Below are 21,611 nucleotides of genomic sequence, written 5' to 3' on the forward strand. Positions count from 1 at the left end.
CGAAAAAGGCGGGGGAGCTTCCCTTTCCGCCTTTTTCAAATTATTTCGCTTCATACCACGTAGAACCGTAAGAATAATCAACCTTTAACGGCACTTTTAGCTGAATGGCATTTTCCATTACTTCCGGAACAAGCTTTTCTAAAATTTCAATTTCATCCTTTGGCGCTTCAAACACCAATTCGTCATGAACTTGAAGCAGCAGCCTCGTTTGCAAATTTCGTTTTTCAATTTCTTGCGCCATATCGATCATCGCTTTTTTGATAATATCCGCTGCACTTCCTTGAATCGGAGTATTCATGGCTGTTCGCTCGGCAAAACTTCTGATATTGAAATTTCTGCTCGTAATTTCCGGAATATATCTCCGACGCTGCATTAGTGTCGTTACATAGCCTTTTTGCTTCGCCTCTTGGATTATGCCATCCATATATTCTTTAACACCTTTATAAATTTCAAAATATTTTTTAATAAATTCACCAGCTTCTTTTCGGGTAATTCCTAAGTTTTGCGACAATCCGTAATCGCTGATTCCGTAAACAATCCCGAAATTAACTGCTTTTGCCTGTCTTCTCATGTTGGAGGTCACTTTATCTTCTTCGACATGGAACACATCGATCGCCGTTTTTGTATGAATATCAAGATCTTGTTTAAACGCTTCAATCAATTTTTCATCTCCAGATATATGCGCAAGCACTCGCAGTTCAATCTGGGAATAGTCCGCTGCAAAAATGACCCAATCTTTTTCAGAAGGGATAAATGCTTGACGAATTTTGCGGCCTTCCTCAAGGCGAATCGGAATGTTTTGCAAATTCGGGTCTGTGGAGCTTAATCTTCCGGTTTGCGTTAATGCTTGATTAAATCGGGTGTGGATTTTATGCGTATCACGATGGACAACCTTCAGCAGCCCTTCAATATACGTCGATTGAAGCTTTCCGAGCTGCCGGTAATGCAAAATTTTCTCCACAATTTCGTGTTGTCCTCTCAATTTTTCTAAAACGTCCGCAGAGGTCGAATACCCCGTTTTGGTCTTTTTCAAAACCGGTAGATTGAGCTTTTCAAATAAAATCGGCCCAAGCTGCTTCGGAGAATTAATGTTAAATGACACTCCAGCTAGACGATGAATATCCTTTTCTAATTGCTTCAGCTGTTCATCAAGCTCTTTTCCCATTTCTTTCAGACGGTTGACGTCTATCTTTACTCCTGTTGTTTCCATGTCAGATAAAATGGCTGACAGCGGAAGCTCCAATTCGCTGAATAAATGAAATTGTTCATTTTCTTCTAATTCTTGTATTAATAATTCTTCCAGCTCATAAATGGCTAACGCTTTTCTGGCAAGATGTTCGCCTAAAATGTCTTCATCAGGGATATGACGTTTAGCGCCTTTTCCGTAAATCACTTCATCCTTTTGAACTAAATGTTTATTTTTTGTCTTGGCAAGCTCGGCTATGTCGTCAATCGATTCAGACGGGTTTAAAATGTATGAGGCAATGAGAACATCAAACTCAATACCTGCTAAATCAATGTTTCGCCAGCGCAGCGCCACAATTGATTTTTTCGCATCATACACCACTTTCCGCTTTGTTTCATCCTTCACCCATTCTATGAACTCTTTTGAATGTAGCGCAATTTCGGCTGGAATATAAAAACATCCATTTTCGTTTGCGATAGAAAACCCGATGATTTCTCCAGTATGATAATTTTCATCAATGATTTCCACTAAAAGAGCTGCCTTCTCTGATAAAACCTTGTCTGACAGCTTTTCAACTTTTTCGAACTTAATCGTCGGCATTTCATCCGCTTCTTCATTCTCATGCTCTCCCATTTTGTCTAGGAGCGATTGGAAGCCTAGTTCCTTAAAAATTTTCACTACTTTTTCTTTGTCATAGCCTTTATACTCAAGGTCTTGAATTTTTATTTCGACAGGAGCTTCACAATTAATTGTCGCAAGCTGTTTGCTCATTAATGCTTGCTCTTTATAGTTTTGTAAGTTTTCCTTTAATTTTTTTCCATTTACTTCTTCAATCGAATTTAAAATATTTTCGACTGTCTCAAACTGTTTCAGCAATTTAATCGCGGTTTTCTCTCCAACGCCGGGCACACCTGGGATATTATCTGATTGATCGCCCATCAATCCTTTCAAATCAATAATTTGTGCCGGGCTTAGCCCATACTTCTCTTGAATCGATTCAGGCGTGTGCGGTTCAACATCCGTAATTCCTTTTTTCGTGATGGAAACGGTCGTTTTTTCAGTTGCCAGCTGTGTTAAATCCTTATCTCCGGAAATAATTTTCACTTCAAAATCTTGCTTCTCAGCTTGTCTCGCAACTGTTCCAATAATATCATCAGCCTCATAATTTTCGAGCTCATATGTTGTAATTTTGTAGGCATCAAGCAAATCCCGTATAAATGGTAGCTGCTCCGACAATTCAGGCGGGGTTTTTTGCCGAGTTCCTTTATATTCTTTAAAAGTTTTATGCCGGAACGTTGTTTTCCCTGCATCAAATGCAACAAGAATATGTGTCGGTTTTTCTTCCTCCAGTACTTTTAACAGCATATTTGTAAAGCCGTAAATTGCATTCGTATAAATCCCCTTATCATTATTTAAAAGCGGCAAAGCGAAAAACGCTCTGTAAGCAATACTGTTTCCATCAATTAAAACTAGCTTCTTTGTCACTACTACTAGCCTCCTTCAACTAAAAAAGCCATGCCTTCCTTCTATTCTACCATTACTTTCAGCAGAAGAAAAAACATGGCTTATCGATTTTATTCTGTTTCTCCCATTAATATTTTGGCGTATGGAGAATCGAACGGGAGAACGATGACTGTTTCACCGTCGATTGTTTTCTTGTAGGATTGAAGTGTTCTATATAATTCATAAAATTTAGGATCTTTTGAATAAGCCTGGTTATAGAGCTTCGCCGCCTCCGCCTCTCCATGACCGCGGATGGTTTCAGCTTGAGCTTCAGCTTTTGCCAGCATTTCTTTTACTTGTCTGTCCGTTTCAGCAACAATTCGATTTTTTTCTGCATCCCCCATCGATAAATATTCTTGGGCTTTTGATTCCCGCTCTGATATCATCCTAGTAAATACCGATTTTTCATTTGCTTCCGGCAAATCCGTCCGTTTAATTCTTACATCAACCACCTTAATGCCGAAATGATTTTGTTCAAGCAGGTTATTAACAATATTTGTGATTTTGTCATTGAGGCTCCCGCGGGAAGACTTTTCATCATTAATAATTTCATCATAATTCAGTTTTCCAAGCTGCGATCTCACAGTGGAAAAGATAAATTCCGACATTTTTGCCTCTGCATTGACAACTGTTCTTGCATTGGCGATCATTTCTTTCGGATCTTCGATTCTCCAAACCGCATAGTTGTCAATTAATATTCGTTTTTTATCCTTTGTATTGATTTCCGCTTCCTCCACATCATACGTTAATTGATGCTTTGGAAGACTTTCAACTGTTTGTATGAAAGGAATTTTTAAATGGAGGCCGGGCTTCTCTATAATTTTTACAACTTCGCCAAATTGGCGAACGACTTTATATTCATTTTCTTTCACAACAAAAACGTTGCTGAATAAAAATAGCAAACACGCAAATAAACCGGCTATAACAGACCCTAGGCGTATGTATTTCTTCCATTCAAAATTAATTTTCTTTTCATTCTTGTCCATTGTTTTCACCTCTTTTTTGCGTGTTCTCACTCGATTGATCAGCTTTTTGCTGACTTTGCTGATCATTAGGCAGCACTTGCTGCATAGGCTGAACAGGAAAATACTTCATTGTATTTCCATCATCCTTCATAATGTAAATTTGCGCATTTGGCAGCACGCTGTCTATTGTTTCTAAAATTAGACGTTTTTCTGTGATTTCTTTCGAATTTTTGTATTCATTGTATAAAGAATTAAATAGTGCGACTTCCCCTTTCGCTTGTTCAATTCTGGACGCTCTGTCCCCTTCAGCTTTGGAGATGATTGCATCGCGCTCTCCTTCTGCCTCTTTTGTTCGTTTATTCCTATATTTATTGGCTTCGTTTATTTTCGTATTCATCATTTCTCTTGCATCCGTAACGTTTGTAAACGCCTTTCGAACTTCTTCGTTCGGCAAATCAACATCCTGCAATTTGACCGCAATGATTGAAATGCCAATATCATACTTTTTCATCAACGAGCTTAATAATTCTTGCACTTGAGCTTCAATTTCCACTTTTCCGCTCGTTAAAGCATTGTCAATTTTTGTGCTTCCAATAATGCTTCTTAACGAAGCAGATGTTGCATCCCGCAAAATTTCCTTTGGATTTTCAGCATTGAACAAATATTTTGCCGGATTCGTTATTTTCCATTGAACGACCATATCTGCTAACACAATGTTTTCATCGCCTGTAATCATTTTTGTTTCCTTTGGAAAAGACTCAACTTTTCCATCTTTTTCTTTATATCCAAATTGTAAACTGAATGTTTCTTTGGATAGTTTTTTTACCGATTGAATCGGCCATGGCCATTTAAAATGAAGCCCAGGCTCAGTTATACCCTCTTCCACTTTTCCAAATGTAGTAATAACCGCTTGTTCCGACTCGTCTACAGTATACCAGGAAGTAATCGCAGCAAGACCGAGAATGCTGATCAGAAAAATAAATCCAATAATTGTTAATAATCTTCTTATGCTTACCATTATATCCCCCCATCTCTCTCTATTTATTATTTCATACGAAAAAAGTACGATTTTGTTTCATTTAAAAAACGCAGCCATAAAAAAAAGACGGAAACGTAATTGTTTCCATCTGCAAATGGGCTCCTTGGATGAAGGGGTTTTCGAATGCCATTTTAACAATCAAATGTTAACTTAGCATAAATTGGATGTAAATCTTATGTTAAACTATTCATTGTATCTTTGAAAAGTCACAGTAAAAGTCGTTCCAACACCAACGGTGCTTTTGACTGTCAAATTTGCTTGGTGGGCTTCTACTAAATGTTTTACGATCGCAAGCCCTAAACCAGTTCCACCTGAGTTTCTGCTTCTAGCTTTATCAACTCTATAAAAACGCTCAAAAATTCTAGGAATTTCCTCTTCTCTAATTCCAATTCCGGTGTCTTGAACAGAAATGGCTACTTCATCATGTCCAGCCTTAACAGAAAGGGTCACTTTTCCGCCAGCTGGCGTATACATAATTCCGTTGCTGGCTAAGTTTATAAAAATTTGCTTCAGCCGATGAGGATCGCCTTCAATAAAAACAGGCTCGTCTGGAACATCCAATATAAAATCAATATTTTTTTCTTTCGCTTTTCTATCTAGCAAATGATGAATTTCTTTTAAAAACTCGTTTACATTGCATTTTCTAAGCTCCAGCTGAAAGCCCTGCTGCTCGATTTTTGATAAATCTAATAAATCTTGAATTAAAGATTGCATTCGTTCGCTTTCTTTTAAAATGATGGATAAAAAAAAATGCAATGTTTGTTCATCTTTCATGGCGCCATCCAGCAATGTTTCAGAAAACCCTTTGATGGAGGTGATCGGTGTTTTTAATTCATGAGATACATTTGCTACAAAATCTTTTCGTATTTGTTCAAGCTTTTTCAATTCGGTAATATCGTGAAAAACAAGAACGACGCCTTTCCATACTTCACTTTTTCCAATGATCGGAGCACCGTAAACTTCAAAATGCTTTCTTTCGATGTTAACAGGAAGCATAATATGCTTTCTTATATTTGATTCCGTCAAAAAAATTTCTTCGACCATTTGAATAATTTCTTTATATGCGATCGCTTCTTGGTAAGATTTATATAAATAATCCTCTTGATTAATTTGAAAAATTTCTTTAAAGGCTTTATTCATCAGGCTAATATAGCCACGTTCATCAATGAAAAGAAGACCGCTTCCCATGTTTTCAATCAATGTTTGCAGCCTTTCCTGGTGCAATTCCTGGGTTCTTGTCATGTCTTGAAGGTTGCGTGCCAAAATGTTGATGGATTTGCTCAACATACTCGTTTCGTCGCCTGATGAATTTTCATATGTTCTCGCTTTGTAATTTCCTTTTGCAAGCTCCATCGCCACTTCTGTCGCCGATTCGATCGGTTTCGTATACTGCTTCATAATGCGGGTGCCAAAAATTAAAATGATCGTTAATGCCGCAATAAGACTCCCTATAATGAAAAACCAAATTTCTTTATTCATCGCTTCGAAATATTTGATGGAAGTCCCGAAAACTAAAAATCCCTTTCGTTCATCTTGTTGAAAGATGGGAATACCGTAAAATAACAAATCAGCTTGATCGAGACCTAGGCGAAATCCTTCCTTTGCATTTCGGTGGTTGGTCAAGATCAGTTCTGATAACCTTTCGTCGCTTTGATGAAAGCTAGGACCTGTTTTAAAAACGATGTTTCCGTCCATATCCATAAAAAGAAGGAGTGAGTTTAACTTTTCGCTCATTTCCTCCATTTTATGCTTCATTTCGGTAGAACCGATCTTTTCATTCTCAATGACCAGCTTGATCAACTCGGCTTCTTTTTTAAATTGCTTCTCATAATTGATGAAGTAAAACGATTGAAATAATTGTCCTAAAATAAATCCAAAACCAAGCAGAACAGTAATAATTAATGCTGTAAACGCAAGAAGCAGTTTTGAACGGAACTTACTCATTTAGCTTTGGATCCTCCAGTTTGTAGCCTAGACCTCTGATCGTTTTAATATATTCAGGCTTTTTCGTATTCCGTTCAATTTTTTCTCTTAAATGGCTGATATGAACATCCACTATTCTTGTATCACCGGCAAAATCATAATTCCAAACAGCGCTTAATAACTGATCCCTTGTCAAAACTCGGCCTTTATGTTTCGCAAGATAAAGAAGCAGTTCAAACTCTTTCGGTGTAAAGTCAAGTCTTTCTTGTTCAAAATAAGCTTCATATCGTTCAGGCATAATTTTTAAATCACCGATAATAATGTTGTTTTCTTCCGCTTCTTTTTTTACATGCATGTGAGCATCTTCTGATCTGACACGCCGCAGGATTGCTTTTACCCGAGCGATAATTTCTCTTGGACTGAACGGTTTTGTCATGTAATCGTCCGCCCCTAGCTCAAGCCCAAGCACCTTATCAAATTCATCATCTTTTGCCGTAAGCATTAAAATGGGCGTCATCACTTTGCGCTGTCTAAGCTGTTTACAAATTTCCATACCATCTATACTCGGGAGCATTAAATCAAGCACAATTAAATCCGGTGCATCTGTAATTGCTTTTTCAAATCCTTCGCTTCCATCCTGAGCAGTAATGACTTCATAGCCTGCTTGTTCAAGATTATACTGAAGAAGAGTGACAATCGATTGTTCATCATCCACTACTAATATTTTTTTACTCATAAAATCCTCCAATAATTTTCTCCTACTGTTCTTATTATTCTTTATTATTATTATAGTCCACGAAGCAGAAAGAACCAATACAAGAAAAGCTGCTTTCAGAAGATTTTAAAGAATCGATAGAAACATGATGGAGCGGTTTTGAAGCGGAAATTGAAAAAGCGGACGAATTTTCTATGCAAACTCTCTTTTTTCTTTTATAAGAAAAAGGAGGAACATAACATGTCCTCCTTTTTCTATCATGCACTATATTAATGCTTTCATAACATTTCTTACAGATTCCGCAGATTTTTCCAAAGCTGCTTTTTCTTCATCCGTCAGTTCAAGCTCAATAATTTGCTCTAAGCCATTGCCTCCAAGAATTGTTGGAACGCCTAAATAAATACCTTCAAAACCGTATTCTCCTTCTAAATATGCAATGGCAGGCAATACGCGGCGCTGATCTTTAACAATCGCTTCCACCATTTCTACAAGAGATGCGGCTGGTGCGTAGTATGCGCTTCCGTTTCCAAGCAGGTTAACAATTTCTCCCCCGCCTTTTCTAGTTCTTTCAACAATCGCATCCAAGCGCTCTTTCGGAATTAATTTTTCTAACGGAATGCCCCCTGCGTATGAATAGCGAACTAATGGCACCATATCATCTCCGTGGCCGCCTAACACAAATCCTGTAATGTCTTTGACTGATAAATTCAATTCTTGAGCAACAAATGTACGGAATCTTGCGGTATCTAAAACTCCAGATTGACCGATGACGCGGTGTTTTGGAAATCCGGATTCTTTATAAACAGTGTAAGTCATTGCATCAACCGGATTTGTCAGCACAATGATAATGGAATTTGGGGAATATTTTACAACTTCTTTTGTGACGCTTTTCATTACTTTTTGGTTGGTCTGCACTAAATCGTCTCGACTCATTCCAGGTTTTCTTGCAATTCCTGCCGTGATCACAACAATATCGGAATCAGCCGTTTCCTCATAGTTTGATGTTCCGATAATGTTCGCATCAAATCCAAGAACAGGGCTTGATTCAAGCATGTCTAACGCTTTCCCTTTTGTCGGATTCTCTGCTTGCGGAATGTCAACGAGCACAACATCTCCCAGCTCTTTTTTTGCTAGCAAAAAAGCTGTTGTCGCACCAGTAAATCCAGCACCAATGACAGAAATTTTCTTTCTTTTAATCGCCATTTCAAGCATCCATCCTCTCTTTTATGTAAGTGATTTTTCAAAAATGAATCTAAATGGAGAGCTACTTCGTAAAGAAGCAGCTCTCAGTTCTTTGTTTAACCCATGTTTTTAATCAATTCATTGCCGAATTCAGAGCATTTTACTTCCGTAGCTCCGTCCATGAGGCGTGCAAAGTCATAGGTGACAACTTTTGAAGCGATCGTTTTTTCCATTGCTTGAATGATTAAATCAGCTGCTTCTTTCCAGCCTAAATGTTCGAGCATAAGCACTCCAGAAAGAATTACGGAAGATGGATTCACTTTATCAAGTCCGGCGTATTTTGGTGCTGTACCGTGTGTTGCTTCAAAAATCGCATGCCCTGTCTCGTAGTTAATGTTTGCTCCTGGAGCAATACCGATTCCGCCTACTTGTGCAGCCAAAGCATCCGAAATGTAGTCTCCATTTAAATTCATCGTTGCTACTACATCAAACTCGCGCGGACGAGTAAGAATTTGCTGTAGGAAAATATCTGCAATTGCATCTTTAATAATAATTTTTCCAGCTTTTTCTGCTTCTTCTTGCGCTTTGTTAGCCGCTTCTTTTCCTTCTTTTTCAACAATGCGGTCATACTCAGCCCATGTGAATACTTTATCGCCAAACTCTTGCTCAGCCAATTCATATCCCCAATTTTTAAACGCGCCTTCTGTAAATTTCATAATGTTCCCTTTATGAACAAGGGTGACAGATTTTCTTCCGTGTTCAATTGCATAGTTAATGGCCGCCCGGACAAGCCGTTTCGTTCCTTCTTCAGAAATAGGCTTAATGCCGATTCCAGACGTTTCAGGGAAACGGATTTTGTTTACTCCCAGCTCTTTTTGTAAAAATTCAATGACTTTTTTTACTTCTTCTGTCCCTTTTGCATACTCTATGCCGGCATAGATGTCTTCGGTATTTTCACGGAAAATTACCATGTCTGTATCTTGAGGACGTTTTACAGGGGAAGGAACTCCATTGAAATAACGGACAGGTCTTAAGCACACAAATAAATCCAGCTCTTGGCGAAGAGCAACGTTTAAAGAACGGATTCCTCCACCTACAGGAGTTGTTAACGGACCTTTGATCGCAATCATATACTCGCGTATAACATCAAGCGTTTCTTGAGGAAGCCATTCCCCAGTCTCTTTAAAAGCTTTTTCACCAGCAAGCACTTCTTTCCAAACGATTTTCTTTTCGCCATTGTATGCTTTTTCTACAGCTGCTTCCAGCACTTTTGACGCAGCTCTCCAAATATCAGGACCAGTGCCGTCTCCTTCAATAAACGGAATTATAGGATCATTTGGAACGTTTAAAGTACCATTTGTCATTGTAATTTTTTGACCTTCTGCCACAATCATTACCTCCTAAATATGTATTCTCTATTTGTGTATAAAAGCATGGCCATGCTTAACAGGGAAGAAAAAGGAATCCCTTTTCTATTTTACCTGTTAGCTGCGCTTTTCGATAGGGATAAATACTTGTTTTTCTGGTCCTGTATATTCCGCACGAGGACGAATCAATCGATTGTTTTCATATTGCTCTAAAATATGGGCTAACCATCCAGATGTGCGGCTTATTGCAAAAATCGGCGTAAATAAATCATGATCAATACCTAAGCAATGGTATACAGACGCTGAATAAAAATCAACATTCGGCGGTAAAGATTTTTCAGATGTTACGATTTCCTCAATTTTAGTTGACATTTCATACCATTTCGTTTCACCGGTGATTTCTGTTAGTCTGCGGGACATTTCTTTTAAATGTTTGGCACGAGGATCCCCTTTGCGATAAACTCGATGACCAAATCCCATAATTTTTTCTTTGTTTGCTAATTTTTCGCGAATGTAAGATTCTACATTTTCAGGTTCACCAATTTCTGTTAACATTCGCATAACGCGTTCGTTCGCACCGCCATGCAACGGTCCTTTCAATGCTCCAATTGCCGCAGTAATTCCGGAATAAATGTCCGAAAGCGTTGCCACACATACTCTTGCAGTAAATGTCGAAGCATTCAATTCATGGTCTGCATGAAGGACGAGCGCTTTGTTGAAGGCTTCAATGGAAGTTTGATCAGGTTCTTCACCTTTTAACATATATAAGAAATTAGCGGCAAAGCCTAAATCTGTTCTCGGTTGAACAGGCTCCAATCCTTTGCGGATGCGGGCAAAAGCAGCGACAATTGTAGAAATTTTCGCCTGCAATCGAATTGCTTTTCGATAATTTGCCTCATCAGACATGTTGTCCGCTTCTTCGTCATACAATCCAAGCAAAGATACAGCTGTTCTCAAAGCTGCCATCGGATGTACTTTATCAATCGGATAAGTTTTAAAATGTTCTAATATTTCATTCGGTATCGACGCATTCTCAGCAAGCTGCTTTCTTAATTCCTCTAATTGCTCCTTATTCGGAAGCTTTCGATGCCAAAGCAGGTAAACAACTTCTTCAAAGCTTGCGTTTTGAGCTAAATCGTCAATATTGTAACCAACATATGTCAATGTATCATCAATAATAGAACTTATTGATGAAGTTGTGGCTACCACGCCTTCTAGTCCACGCGTTGCTGTCATGGCTATCTCCCCTTTACATAAAATTTTCAACTGCAATTCAAATAGAAATAAACGAAATTCATAAAACTTTCATTTTTTCACAAAAAGAAAATGCTTTCATTTCTTTTGTGAAATATTTTTTATCAGTGAAATGATCACCAAACATATGAATTAAAAAATACACCTCTATTATAAACAATTATCAGACTTTTGTGAATCAGATAAATAAGATATTTTTTACGGAATTCTTTTTTTTAATAAAAAAATCTTATAGAATTGAATAAGAATTACTTATTTCAGCATAATAAATCTTTTATTGAATTATGGCCGAATAATATGGATCGTATGTTTATCAATCCATTTTTTTATGAATTGAATAAGAAAAGGCTTTATCCAATTTCTTGTGATTGGAAATAAAAGAAACAAACCGACGATATCCGAAATAAATCCCGGCGTCAATAGCATGATTCCTCCGACAAAAATAGCCATTGCATCCAAAATGGCATTGCTTGGAATGCGCCCATATTGAATTTCCTTTTGAAGATTTCGCACTGCCTGAATTCCTTGTTTTTTCGCCAAATAAGCCCCAACAAAGCCTGTTAAGATAATCAATAGCACAGTCGGAAGCACCCCGATCGTCTTTCCAGATAAAAGCAAAACCCCTATTTCACAAGCCGGTGCAACAATAAAAAAAATCAATAATGCTCGCATATGCTATCTCCTCCATATATAAAATACCCGTTCCCTACTCTTTACTATACAAAAGGGAGATGTAAAATGCTCGTTTCTTAATCTTTACTATACAAAAAAAGAGAAGGAACTGAAATCCTTCTCCTTTCAATCAAAATTATAGAACGCTCGCATGTCCTTTATAAATCATCCCTTGGATTGCATCCACAGTGACTTCCATACCATCCTTCAAAATTTCTGTTGCATTTTCTACCCCGACAATGACTGGAATGCCAAGGCTCAAACCGACTACGGCCGCATGGCACGTTAAGCCGCCTTCTTCCGTAACAAGTGCAGCTGCTTTTTCAATCGCTTCCATCATGTCTATGTCGGTCCCATTCGTAACGAGAATTGAACCTTTCACCATTTTCTCAACAGCTTCTTTACTATTCTTTGCAACGATAACCTTTCCAAATGCCGATGCTCGTCCAATCCCTTGACCTTTTCCTAAAACATCGCCAACAACATGGACTTTCATCAGATTTGTGGAACCTGTTTCTCCAACAGGTACTCCGGCTGTAATAATCACTCGATCTCCATGTGTAATAATTCCAGTGTTTATAGATTCACGCACAGCTATGTCAAGCATTTCATCTGTTGTTGTAGCAATTTGTCCTATTGTTGGATGCACACCCCATACAAGGGCAAGCTTACGGCATACTTTACTGCTGGATGTTACTGCAATAATCGGCGCTTTTGGCCGATATTTCGAAATCATTTTGGCCGTATAGCCGCTGACTGTTGGCGTGATAATGGCCGAAACGTCCAAATTTATCGCCGTATAAGCTACTGATTGTCCAATTGCATTTGTGATCGTTGAATCAGCAACTTTCGTATGTTTCGTTAAGGCTTGGCGATAATCTAAAGCTTGTTCAACGCGGGAAGCAATTTTATGCATCGTCTCCACTGCTTCTACCGGATATAAACCGGCAGCTGTCTCGCCTGAAAGCATAATTGCATCGGTTCCATCAAAAATAGCGTTTGCTACATCGCTGGCTTCCGCACGGGTAGGTCTTGGGTTTCGCTGCATCGAATCAAGCATTTGAGTAGCAGTAATAACAGGTTTTCCTAATTGATTGCATTTGCGAATCAGTTCCTTTTGGACAAGCGGAACATCTTCAGCGGGAATTTCTACTCCTAAATCTCCTCGAGCAACCATTAGCCCGTCGGAAACTTCCAAAATTTGATCAATATTGTCAACGCCTTCTTGATTTTCTATTTTCGGGATAATTTGAATATCGTCAGCTTGGTGTTCCTCCAACAGTTGACGAATTTCCAATACATCGGAAGCGCGGCGAACAAATGATGCAGCGATAAAATCGACTCCCTGCTCAATGCCAAACAAAATATCTTTTGCATCTTTCTCCGTAATTCCAGGAAGATTGACACTAACTCCGGGAACATTGACTCCTTTTTTATTTTTCAAAATTCCGCTGTTTAATACCTTCGTTTCAATTTCCTGTTTTTCTTTATCAATCTTTGTAACTTCTAAACCAATTAATCCGTCATCAAGCAATATTTTAGAACCAACGGACACATCATTTATTAATCCTTTATATGTAACCGAAATTTTTTCTTTCGTGCCGACAACCTCTTCCATTGAAATAAGAAGGCGGGATCCTGCTTCTAATTGTATCTCCCCGTTTTCCATTGTATGCGTTCGAATCTCAGGGCCTTTTGTGTCCAATAATATTGCAACACTTTTGCCCAAGCGCTTCGCTGCCTCCCGAATGTTTTGAATTCTCGCTTTATGCTCCTCATGATCTCCATGCGAAAAATTGAGCCGAGCCACATTCATGCCGGCCTTAATTAGTTTTTCCAACATTTCGATGCTCTCGCTTGCAGGACCTATTGTACAAACAATTTTCGTTTTTCGCATAAATTGGCATACCTCCTAAACATTATGAAAACGATCCCATGTTCATACTTTATATAGAAAGTTCTTTTGAAAGCTTGTACATTGACTTATCAACCGTATGAGGCTGATCCAAAATTTCTAAAATGTCATGATCCACAAGCTGATTATTTTGGATGCCTACACATCGTCCGCCTTTACCATTAAGAAGCAGTTCCACCGCATAAGCGCCTAGTCTGCTTGCCAATACTCTATCAAATGCGGTAGGCGATCCGCCGCGTTGAATGTGGCCTAATACAGAAACACGCGTTTCAAAGTTTGTCATCTCTTTGATCTTTTGGCCTATTTCGACGCCGCTTCCCACACCTTCAGCGACAATAATAATACTATGTTTTTTCCCTCTTTCATGGCCTCGTTTTAATCGATCGATGATTTCCTCTATTTTGAAATCTGCTTCCGGAATTAAAATGGTTTCCGCACCTCCGGCAAGCCCGGACCATAAAGCGATGTCACCGGCATCCCGACCCATTACTTCTATTACGTATGTACGCTCATGGGAGGTAGCTGTATCACGAATTTTATCAATTGCTTGTATCACCGTATTAAGTGCTGTATCAAAACCGATCGTATAGTCAGTTCCAGGTATGTCATTGTCGATGGTGCCCGGCACCCCGACGCATGGATATCCATGTTCAGTCAACTTTTTTGCGCCCATGTAGGAGCCGTTTCCGCCAATAACGACAAGACCTTCAATCCCGAATTTCTTCAATTGTTCAATTCCTTTTTTTTGTCCTTCGATTGTTTTAAATTCTTCGCACCGTGCCGTATAGAGCATCGTTCCACCGCGATGAATGATGTCACCTACTGAACCAAGTTCAAGCTTTTGAATTTTTCCCGAAATAAGACCTGAGTAACCATTATAAATTCCATAAACTTCTAATCCATGAAAAATTCCTTTGCGGACAACGGCACGAATTGCAGCGTTCATGCCAGGAGAATCGCCGCCGCTCGTTAAAACGCCGATTTTTTTCATAATTTCACCTCTCTTGGACTGCTCAAACAAAGCTTACATAAAATAATGATCATATTATCTGATAATCGCTGAGCATAGTAAGCTTAGAATAGTTAAATTCTTTATTATTATACACAAAAAGAAGCGATGCGAAAGATAAAAATAAAAAAATAACGTGCAGCTCCATCAAGGAGCGCACGTTACTGCGTATTTGTCACTTGTTCGTCAATAACGGCCCCAATACTTTTAAATTTTTCGTACCGATGCCTGATCAGCTCTTCTCCGCTCATATTGGTCAATTCTTTTAATGAACGTTTTAAAGCCTGTTCAATGTGTTTAGCTTGCAATTGGACATCCCTATGTGCCCCGCCTTTTACTTCCGGAATGATATCATCAATGACACCAAGCGCTTTTAAATCTTGGGCAGTGATCTTCATTGTTTCTGCCGCTTTTTTAGCTAAGCCGGCATCCTTCCATAATAGGGCGGCAGCCCCTTCGGGAGAAATAACTGAATAAGTAGAATTTTCCAACATATATATATGATTTCCTACTCCTAATGCTAATGCGCCGCCGCTTCCCCCTTCTCCAATGACAATACATATAATTGGAACAGAAAAACCGGCCATTTCAAACAAATTTCTGGCAATTGCTTCACTTTGTCCCCGCTCTTCTGCAGCTTTTCCTGGGTAAGCTCCTTTTGTATCGATAAATGTAATAATAGGGCGGTTAAACTTGTTCGCCTGTTTCATAAGGCGCAATGCTTTACGGTAACCTTCAGGATGCGGCATACCAAAATTTCTTCGGATATTGTCTTTCGTATCTTTTCCTCTTTGCTGCCCGATTACCGTTACAGGGATCCCATGAAATTTTGCAACGCCTCCTACAATCGCTTCGTCATCACCAAAATATCTGTCTCCGTGGCATTCGAAAAAATTTTCAAATAACAGCTCAATATAATCAAGCGTTGTAGGGCGATTCGGATGGCGTGCGATTTGGACGCGATTCCACGGGGAGAGGTGATCATATATTTCCTTTTCTAAATTTTTTAGTCTTGTTTCCAGCTTTTCAATTTCAGCCGACAAATCTACATCCGCTGTTTTTGTAAATTCCTTTAATTCATGAATTTTTTTCTTTAATTCTATAATCGGCTTTTCAAATTCCAGTTCTCCTACCAATCTACATCCCCCTTTGCTTGGTGTATATCCAAGAGGTTGATTAACGTATCCCGCAGTTGGTGGCGGTGCAATACAGAATCAAGCTGCCCATGCTTCAGCAGAAATTCAGCAGTTTGGAAATCTTCCGGAAGCTCTTCTCTGATCGTTTGTTCTATGATTCTGCGCCCTGCAAAACCGATTAATGCACCAGGCTCGGCAAAATTGTAGTCACCTAAAGAAGCGAAGCTAGCCGATACACCCCCTGTAGTCGGATGGGTCATAACCGAAATAATGAGTCCGCCTTCATCGCTGAATAATTTTAAAGCAGCGCTAGTTTTCGCCATCTGCATTAAACTGAGGACGCCTTCTTGCATACGAGCACCGCCTGAAGCTGTGAAAATAATAAAGGGGATGTTTTTTTTCTTCGCTTTTTCAATTGCCCTTGTAATTTTTTCTCCAACTACCGAACCCATGCTCCCCATGCGAAAACTCGCATCCATAACGGCAATCACTACTGGAAATCCGCCGATTGTTCCTTCGCCTGTCACGACAGCTTCATTTAGCTTCGTTTTCTCTTTGTCTTTTTCTAGCTTTTCTAAATACCCTTCAAAATTAAGAGGGTTTTCAGAACGCATATCGCTGTCATATTCTAAAAAGCTGCCATGATCTAAAAGGCTGGCAATTCTTTCTCTCGCTCCCATTTGAAAATGGTAGCCGCAGTTGTTGCACACTTTTAAATTTTTTTCAATTTCTTTTGAGTACATAATCTTTTTACATTTTGGACATTTTGTCATAATACCTTCAGGAACATCATATTTTGCATGTCCGGAAGGGATCGATGCATATTTTTTCTTTTTTGAAAAAATGTTTTTTATCAAAATAGAACCTCCCTTTTTGGCTGAATAATGTCTTCATTGCAAGGGATGACACCTTCAATCAATCTTAAATCTTCCGGATCTTCTTCCTATATCTTTTGAGAGGTATTCAAATATTATAAATATATCATATTTTTCTTTCTCCCAACAGCAGAGAAGAGAGGTTTCTCATTCTTTCGCCATTTGTAGCCGCTTTTATTTTCCAATAATAGCAAGCTTTCTTGTTTTTTCTGCAACTTCTTCCGGATCTACTTTTATGCGTGCAACACCTGTTTCCATTGCCGTTTTCGCAACAGCTGCAGCAACACATGGTGCAACCCTTGGATCAAACGGCGCCGGAATAACATAATCTGGACGAAGCTCATCTTCCTTAATAAGAGAAGCAATCGCTTCAGCAGCAGCCATTTTCATCTGTTCATTTATATGTGTTGCTCTTACATCCAATGCTCCACGGAAAATCCCTGGAAATGCTAAAACGTTATTCACCTGGTTAGGGAAATCTGAACGTCCTGTTCCAATGACTTTTGCTCCAGCTTCTTTCGCATCGTCAGGCATAATTTCCGGATCTGGATTGGCCATAGCGAAAATGATCGGATTATCCGCCATTAATTTTACCATTTCTTTTGTTAGGGCTCCTGCGACTGACACACCGATAAAAACATCCGCTCCTTCGATTACATCGGCCAAAGAGCCCTCTAAGCGATCATGATTTGTATATTTAGCCACTTCAGCTTTTATGCTGTTCATTCCGTAAGGGCGTCCGTCGAAAATGGCTCCTTTTGAATCGCACAAAATAATGTCACGAACACCATAGCGATATAATAATTTTATAATAGCTATTCCAGCCGCTCCTGCTCCGTTTGCGACAACTTTAATATTTGACATCTCTTTGCCGACCAGCTTCAACGCATTTAATAAACCAGCGACAGTTACAATGGCGGTTCCGTGTTGATCGTCATGGAAAATCGGAATGTTCGTTTCCTTTTTTAAACGCTCTTCAATTTCGAAGCAATTTGGTGCGGCAATATCTTCCAAGTTTATGCCGCCAAAAGTCGGCTCAAGAAGCTTTACTGTCTCAATAATTTTTTCCACATCTGTCGTATCTATACAAATCGGGAACGCATCGACACCTGCAAAGCTTTTAAATAAAACAGCTTTTCCTTCCATGACAGGGAGAGCTGCCTCCGGTCCGATGTTTCCAAGCCCTAAAACGGCTGTTCCATCAGAGACAACCGCCACCATATTCCCCTTCATCGTATACTCATACACTTTGCTTTTATCATCATAAATTGCCTTGCACGGCTCAGCCACTCCAGGAGAGTATGCTAAACTTAAATCTTTTGCATTTCGTACCGGAATTTTTGATTTTGTTTCAAGTTTTCCCTTCTGAACACTATGAATATGTAATGCTTCTTCTCTTAATGACAACCTTTATCACTCCTTAACAACATGGATAATCGTCAAAATGGAAAGACCACTTTTTAGATATTTCTAAAATATTATACATGCAATCCGTTGTAAAGAAAAAGACATGTTTATTCTCTCAAGGCGACATTCCTTTCTCCGAGCAATGCCCGCAATCGATTCAAACATTGTTCAGACGGTTGTACACCAAATGTTTCGGGAAGCTTGACCGCTTTCTTTTTTCGTTCATGGTAAATAAATACAGGTATGCTGCCTGGATAATCCTGCAATACTTTTTTTATTTCGAGAAGCTTTTGTTTCTCTGATGCTTCATCTGCAATTTTTAAAAATAAAGCACGCTGCCGTTTAAATTCCGAGATGTCTTTTACGTCTTGAATTATATATTGAACATGTTCATTTCTAATTTCCGGTTTTCCGGTCAATAAATATACATTCCCTTTCTTTATTTTTCCGCTGAACTTTGCGTATTCATTAGGAAACAAGACCGCTTCTACATCCCCGCTTTGATCGCTTATATTGAGAAAAGCCATCGCCTGGCCGCTTTTTGTGCGAATTGCCTTTACGTTTGTCACATACGCGCCCACATGAACTTTTTTTTCAATCCATTGCGATAAATCCATTAATCGAACTGCCCCCAGCTGCTTCAAAACCGAATCGTAAGGCTGAATCGGATGGCTTGATAAATAAAATCCTAATGTTTCCTTTTCGAATTTTAATTTTTCTTCAATGGTGAACGGTTCCACTTCCACATACTTTGGTTTAATCGCAGCAAGATCGTCAAGCGGAAAAACGATTTGCTCTTTTTCATCCATTTTGAATAATTCTGCATGCTCGAGCGCAACATCTATACTAGCAAGCAACGTTGCCCGATCTTGCCCAAAATCATCCATCGCGCCAGAAAAAATGAGCGCTTCTATTGTTCGGCGATTGACTGCCTTTGAAGACATCCTGATACAAAAATCAAACAAATCTTCAAAAGGCTTCTTTTTTCTTTCTTTTGCAATTTCTTTCATGGCGGCAATGCCAACATTTTTAATCGAGGCAAGTCCGAATCGGATAGATCCGTTTTCCACTAAAAAAGAAAAACCGCTTTTATGAATGGACGGTGGCAGGATTGTAATTCCCATTTCTGAAGCTTCTCGAACATATTGCGCTAATTTTTCTTGATTTCCTCCGATGCTCGACATTAACGCAGCCATAAAATATAAAGGATAGTGGGCTTTTAAATAAGCAAGCTGATAGGCAATCATGCTGTAGGCAACAGCGTGGCTGCGGTTAAAACCGTAGTTGGCAAATTTAACAATGAGATCGTATACTTTATTCGCGGTTTTTTCGTCGTATCCTTTTTTTAAACAACCTATAATAAAGCGATTTCTGTTTTCATCCAAAATCGTTTTAATTTTTTTGCCGACGGCCCGTCTCAACAGGTCTGCTTCCCCTAACGAAAAACCGGCCATTTTCGCTGCGATTTCCATTATTTGCTCTTGATACACAATGACTCCGTATGTCTTTTCTAAAATAGGCTGCAAATCTTTATGCAAATATTCTACCGGCATCCGGCCGTGCTTCCGTTCGATATAGACAGGAATGTTTTCCATCGGTCCTGGACGATACAAAGCATTAACCGCAACCAAATCTTCCAAATTAGTAGGTTTTAGCTTTTGTAAAACTTTCCTCATTCCTTCTGACTCAAATTGGAACACACCTGTCGTATTTCCTTCCGATAAAAGGGAAAACGTTTTTTCATCATCATAATTTGTAAAGTGGACAGAGAGCTTTGTTCCCTCGTAACGTTCAATTAAACGTTTGATATCTTCTATTAACGTTAAATTTCGCAGACCTAAAAAATCGATTTTCAACAGCCCGATTTCTTCTAAAAAATCCATTGAATATTGTGTTAAATATATATCGTGATGACCATTTTGAATCGGAATGACTTCAGTCAGCGGATGATCGCTTAGCACCACTCCCGCAGCATGCGTCGATACATGGCGCGGCAAGCCTTCCAGCTTTAAAGCCGTTTCAAAAATTTCCTTTCCTTTTTCCATTGAATGAAGGATGTTTCGAAATGCTGCCGATTGTTCAAATGCTTCTCTTAAAGTAATTCCGAGCTTTGAAGGTATGTGCTTTGCGAGCACATCCACCTCTTTATTCGAAGCTCCAAGCGCTTTTGCCACATCTCGAATAGCAGCTTTGGCCGCAAAAGTACCGAAAGTGATGATTTGAGCCACATGCCCTTTTCCGTATTTTCGCGCAACATATTCAATCATTTCATCCCGTCTTGTATCCGGAAAATCAATATCGATATCTGGCATAGAAACACGTTCAGGATTTAAAAAACGCTCAAACAATAGATTATAGCGAATTGGATCTACATTCGTAATATCTAGTACATATGCCACTAAAGAGCCGGCTGCTGAACCGCGGCCTGGACCGGTTACAATACCTTTTTCATGCGCGTATTTCATAAAATCCCAAACGATTAAAAAATAATCGCTAAAATTCATTTTTTTTATAACAGACAGCTCATACGAAAGCCTTTTGACATACTCGTCCGAAGGGGATGTTACTTTTTTTCTTAATCCTTCAAAGCACAGTTGTTCAAGAAAATCATCGCTGCTCAATCCTCCAGAAAAGGGGTATTTGGGCAATTTTGTTTTGCCTAATTCTATTTCAACATGGCATTCGGAGGCGATCCGAACAGTATTCTCAATGGAATCAGGAAAGTTCGCGAAATTGTTTATCATTTCCGCCGGGGATTTTAAATAATATTCGGAAGCAAACGCTGCGTCTTGTTCTTCTACAGTCGTTCCGTCTTTAATCGCCAGCAAACAGCGGTGTGCAAATGCATCATCCTTTTCAACATATAAAACATCGTTCGTTGCGACAATCGGAACTTTGATCGTTTCTCTCAGCTCCGCAATTTTTTCATTTAATTGCTGCTCTTCCGGCAAGCCGTGATTTTGTAAGGATATGTAAAAAGAATTGGGATCGAGCATGCTTTGAAAAAACTCCACCGCTTTTCCTGCCTCTGCAATCTGTCCGTTTATAAGCAGCTGCTCAATCAAGCCTTGTCTGCCAGGTGTGATCACAAAAAGATCCCTGCTGTATTGTTTAAAAAAAGAAAGCGGAAGTCCTTTCGGAAACTTTGTTTGCAGCAAACTGCTTAATTTAAGCAAATTGCGGTATCCGCTGTTATTTTTAGCAAGCAAAACAAAAGGATACGGTTCGTTTTTTATGATAACGGTAGCAGTTAAACCGAAAATCGGTTTAATCCCGTGTTCTTTACAAATTTTATAAAAAGAGAGCGCTCCATACATGACATGATGGTCTGTCAAGGCTAGAGCTGTTTGACCAGTTTTTTTCGCATAGCGGACAAGCTTGTCCAATCCCGCAGCACTAGTCAGCAAACTATAGGCGCTCTTCACTTGTAGGTGAACAAAAGGCAATGAAGACCCCACCTTTT

15 protein-coding genes are annotated in these 21,611 nt (G+C 39.1%); all 15 read right to left on the reverse strand.

The window, feature by feature from the left end; genetic code table 11:
- Nucleotides 1-40: 40 nt before the first annotated feature.
- The 15 genes from polA to dnaE all read right to left on the reverse strand — a co-directional run bounded on the left by polA (nt 41) and on the right by dnaE (nt 21,594).
- Nucleotides 41-2,671: a DNA polymerase I gene (gene polA / locus NST97_RS08010; RefSeq protein WP_327862618.1), complete on the reverse strand. Its 2,631-nt coding sequence runs from the start codon at nt 2,669-2,671 to the stop codon at nt 41-43.
- A gap of 89 nt (nt 2,672-2,760) precedes the next feature.
- Nucleotides 2,761-3,675: a protease modulator HflC gene (gene hflC, locus NST97_RS08015; protein WP_339197026.1), complete on the reverse strand. Its 915-nt coding sequence runs from the start codon at nt 3,673-3,675 to the stop codon at nt 2,761-2,763.
- Nucleotides 3,662-4,672, reverse strand: a complete 1,011-nt coding sequence (gene hflK / locus NST97_RS08020; protein ID WP_066247808.1) for an FtsH protease activity modulator HflK — start codon at nt 4,670-4,672, stop codon at nt 3,662-3,664. The genes hflC and hflK overlap by 14 nt, the downstream gene beginning before the upstream one ends.
- Before the next feature lie 204 nt (nt 4,673-4,876).
- A complete protein-coding gene (pnpS, locus tag NST97_RS08025) occupies nt 4,877-6,637 on the reverse strand; it encodes a two-component system histidine kinase PnpS (protein WP_339197028.1) in 1,761 nt (586 codons plus the stop codon).
- Complete coding sequence (locus NST97_RS08030; protein WP_063387489.1) at nt 6,630-7,352, reverse strand: response regulator transcription factor; 723 nt, start codon at nt 7,350-7,352, stop codon at nt 6,630-6,632. Before NST97_RS08030 ends, pnpS begins: the two co-directional genes overlap by 8 nt.
- Nucleotides 7,353-7,595: 243 nt before the next feature.
- Nucleotides 7,596-8,534: a malate dehydrogenase gene (gene mdh, locus NST97_RS08035; RefSeq protein WP_063387488.1), complete on the reverse strand. Its 939-nt coding sequence runs from the start codon at nt 8,532-8,534 to the stop codon at nt 7,596-7,598.
- Nucleotides 8,535-8,629: 95 nt separating this feature from the next.
- Nucleotides 8,630-9,901: an NADP-dependent isocitrate dehydrogenase gene (icd, locus tag NST97_RS08040; RefSeq protein WP_066247811.1), complete on the reverse strand. Its 1,272-nt coding sequence runs from the start codon at nt 9,899-9,901 to the stop codon at nt 8,630-8,632.
- Nucleotides 9,902-9,997: 96 nt separating this feature from the next.
- A complete protein-coding gene (gene citZ / locus NST97_RS08045; RefSeq protein WP_063387400.1) occupies nt 9,998-11,116 on the reverse strand; it encodes a citrate synthase in 1,119 nt (372 codons plus the stop codon).
- A 300-nt stretch (nt 11,117-11,416) separates the two neighbouring features.
- On the reverse strand, nt 11,417-11,806 hold the full coding sequence (locus NST97_RS08050; RefSeq protein ID WP_339197032.1) for an FxsA family protein: 390 nt from the start codon (nt 11,804-11,806) through the stop codon (nt 11,417-11,419).
- Nucleotides 11,807-11,942: 136 nt separating this feature from the next.
- A complete protein-coding gene (gene pyk / locus NST97_RS08055; RefSeq protein ID WP_311066382.1) occupies nt 11,943-13,703 on the reverse strand; it encodes a pyruvate kinase in 1,761 nt (586 codons plus the stop codon).
- A gap of 49 nt (nt 13,704-13,752) precedes the next feature.
- The gene (pfkA, locus tag NST97_RS08060) at nt 13,753-14,712 is read right to left on the reverse strand and encodes a 6-phosphofructokinase (protein WP_063387397.1); all 960 of its coding nucleotides are present in this window, start codon (nt 14,710-14,712) and stop codon (nt 13,753-13,755) included.
- A gap of 179 nt (nt 14,713-14,891) precedes the next feature.
- The gene (gene accA, locus NST97_RS08065; protein ID WP_311066383.1) at nt 14,892-15,866 is read right to left on the reverse strand and encodes an acetyl-CoA carboxylase carboxyl transferase subunit alpha; all 975 of its coding nucleotides are present in this window, start codon (nt 15,864-15,866) and stop codon (nt 14,892-14,894) included.
- Complete coding sequence (accD, locus tag NST97_RS08070; RefSeq protein WP_066247816.1) at nt 15,860-16,723, reverse strand: acetyl-CoA carboxylase, carboxyltransferase subunit beta; 864 nt, start codon at nt 16,721-16,723, stop codon at nt 15,860-15,862. Before accD ends, accA begins: the two co-directional genes overlap by 7 nt.
- Before the next feature lie 192 nt (nt 16,724-16,915).
- Nucleotides 16,916-18,148, reverse strand: coding sequence for an NAD(P)-dependent malic enzyme (locus tag NST97_RS08075; protein WP_066247817.1), 1,233 nt, complete (start codon nt 18,146-18,148; stop codon nt 16,916-16,918).
- Between the two features lie 107 nt (nt 18,149-18,255).
- The gene (gene dnaE / locus NST97_RS08080) at nt 18,256-21,594 is read right to left on the reverse strand and encodes a DNA polymerase III subunit alpha (protein WP_341343097.1); all 3,339 of its coding nucleotides are present in this window, start codon (nt 21,592-21,594) and stop codon (nt 18,256-18,258) included.
- Between the last annotated feature and the right edge of the window lie 17 nt (nt 21,595-21,611).

Source organism: Aeribacillus sp. FSL K6-1305 (assembly GCF_038050115.1).
Classification (GTDB): Bacteria; Bacillota; Bacilli; order Bacillales; family Aeribacillaceae; genus Aeribacillus; species Aeribacillus composti.

Coding starts and splice junctions, on each gene's coding strand:
- pnpS (WP_339197028.1), bottom strand. CDS start 6,637: ATGAGTAAGTTCCGTTCAAAACTGCTTCTTGCGTTTACAGCATTAATT.
- pfkA (WP_063387397.1), bottom strand. CDS start 14,712: ATGAAAAAAATCGGCGTTTTAACGAGCGGCGGCGATTCTCCTGGCATG.
- NST97_RS08030 (WP_063387489.1), bottom strand. CDS start 7,352: ATGAGTAAAAAAATATTAGTAGTGGATGATGAACAATCGATTGTCACT.
- pyk (WP_311066382.1), bottom strand. CDS start 13,703: ATGCGAAAAACGAAAATTGTTTGTACAATAGGTCCTGCAAGCGAGAGC.
- hflC (WP_339197026.1), bottom strand. CDS start 3,675: ATGGACAAGAATGAAAAGAAAATTAATTTTGAATGGAAGAAATACATA.
- NST97_RS08050 (WP_339197032.1), bottom strand. CDS start 11,806: ATGCGAGCATTATTGATTTTTTTTATTGTTGCACCGGCTTGTGAAATA.
- mdh (WP_063387488.1), bottom strand. CDS start 8,534: ATGGCGATTAAAAGAAAGAAAATTTCTGTCATTGGTGCTGGATTTACT.
- citZ (WP_063387400.1), bottom strand. CDS start 11,116: ATGACAGCAACGCGTGGACTAGAAGGCGTGGTAGCCACAACTTCATCA.
- hflK (WP_066247808.1), bottom strand. CDS start 4,672: ATGGTAAGCATAAGAAGATTATTAACAATTATTGGATTTATTTTTCTG.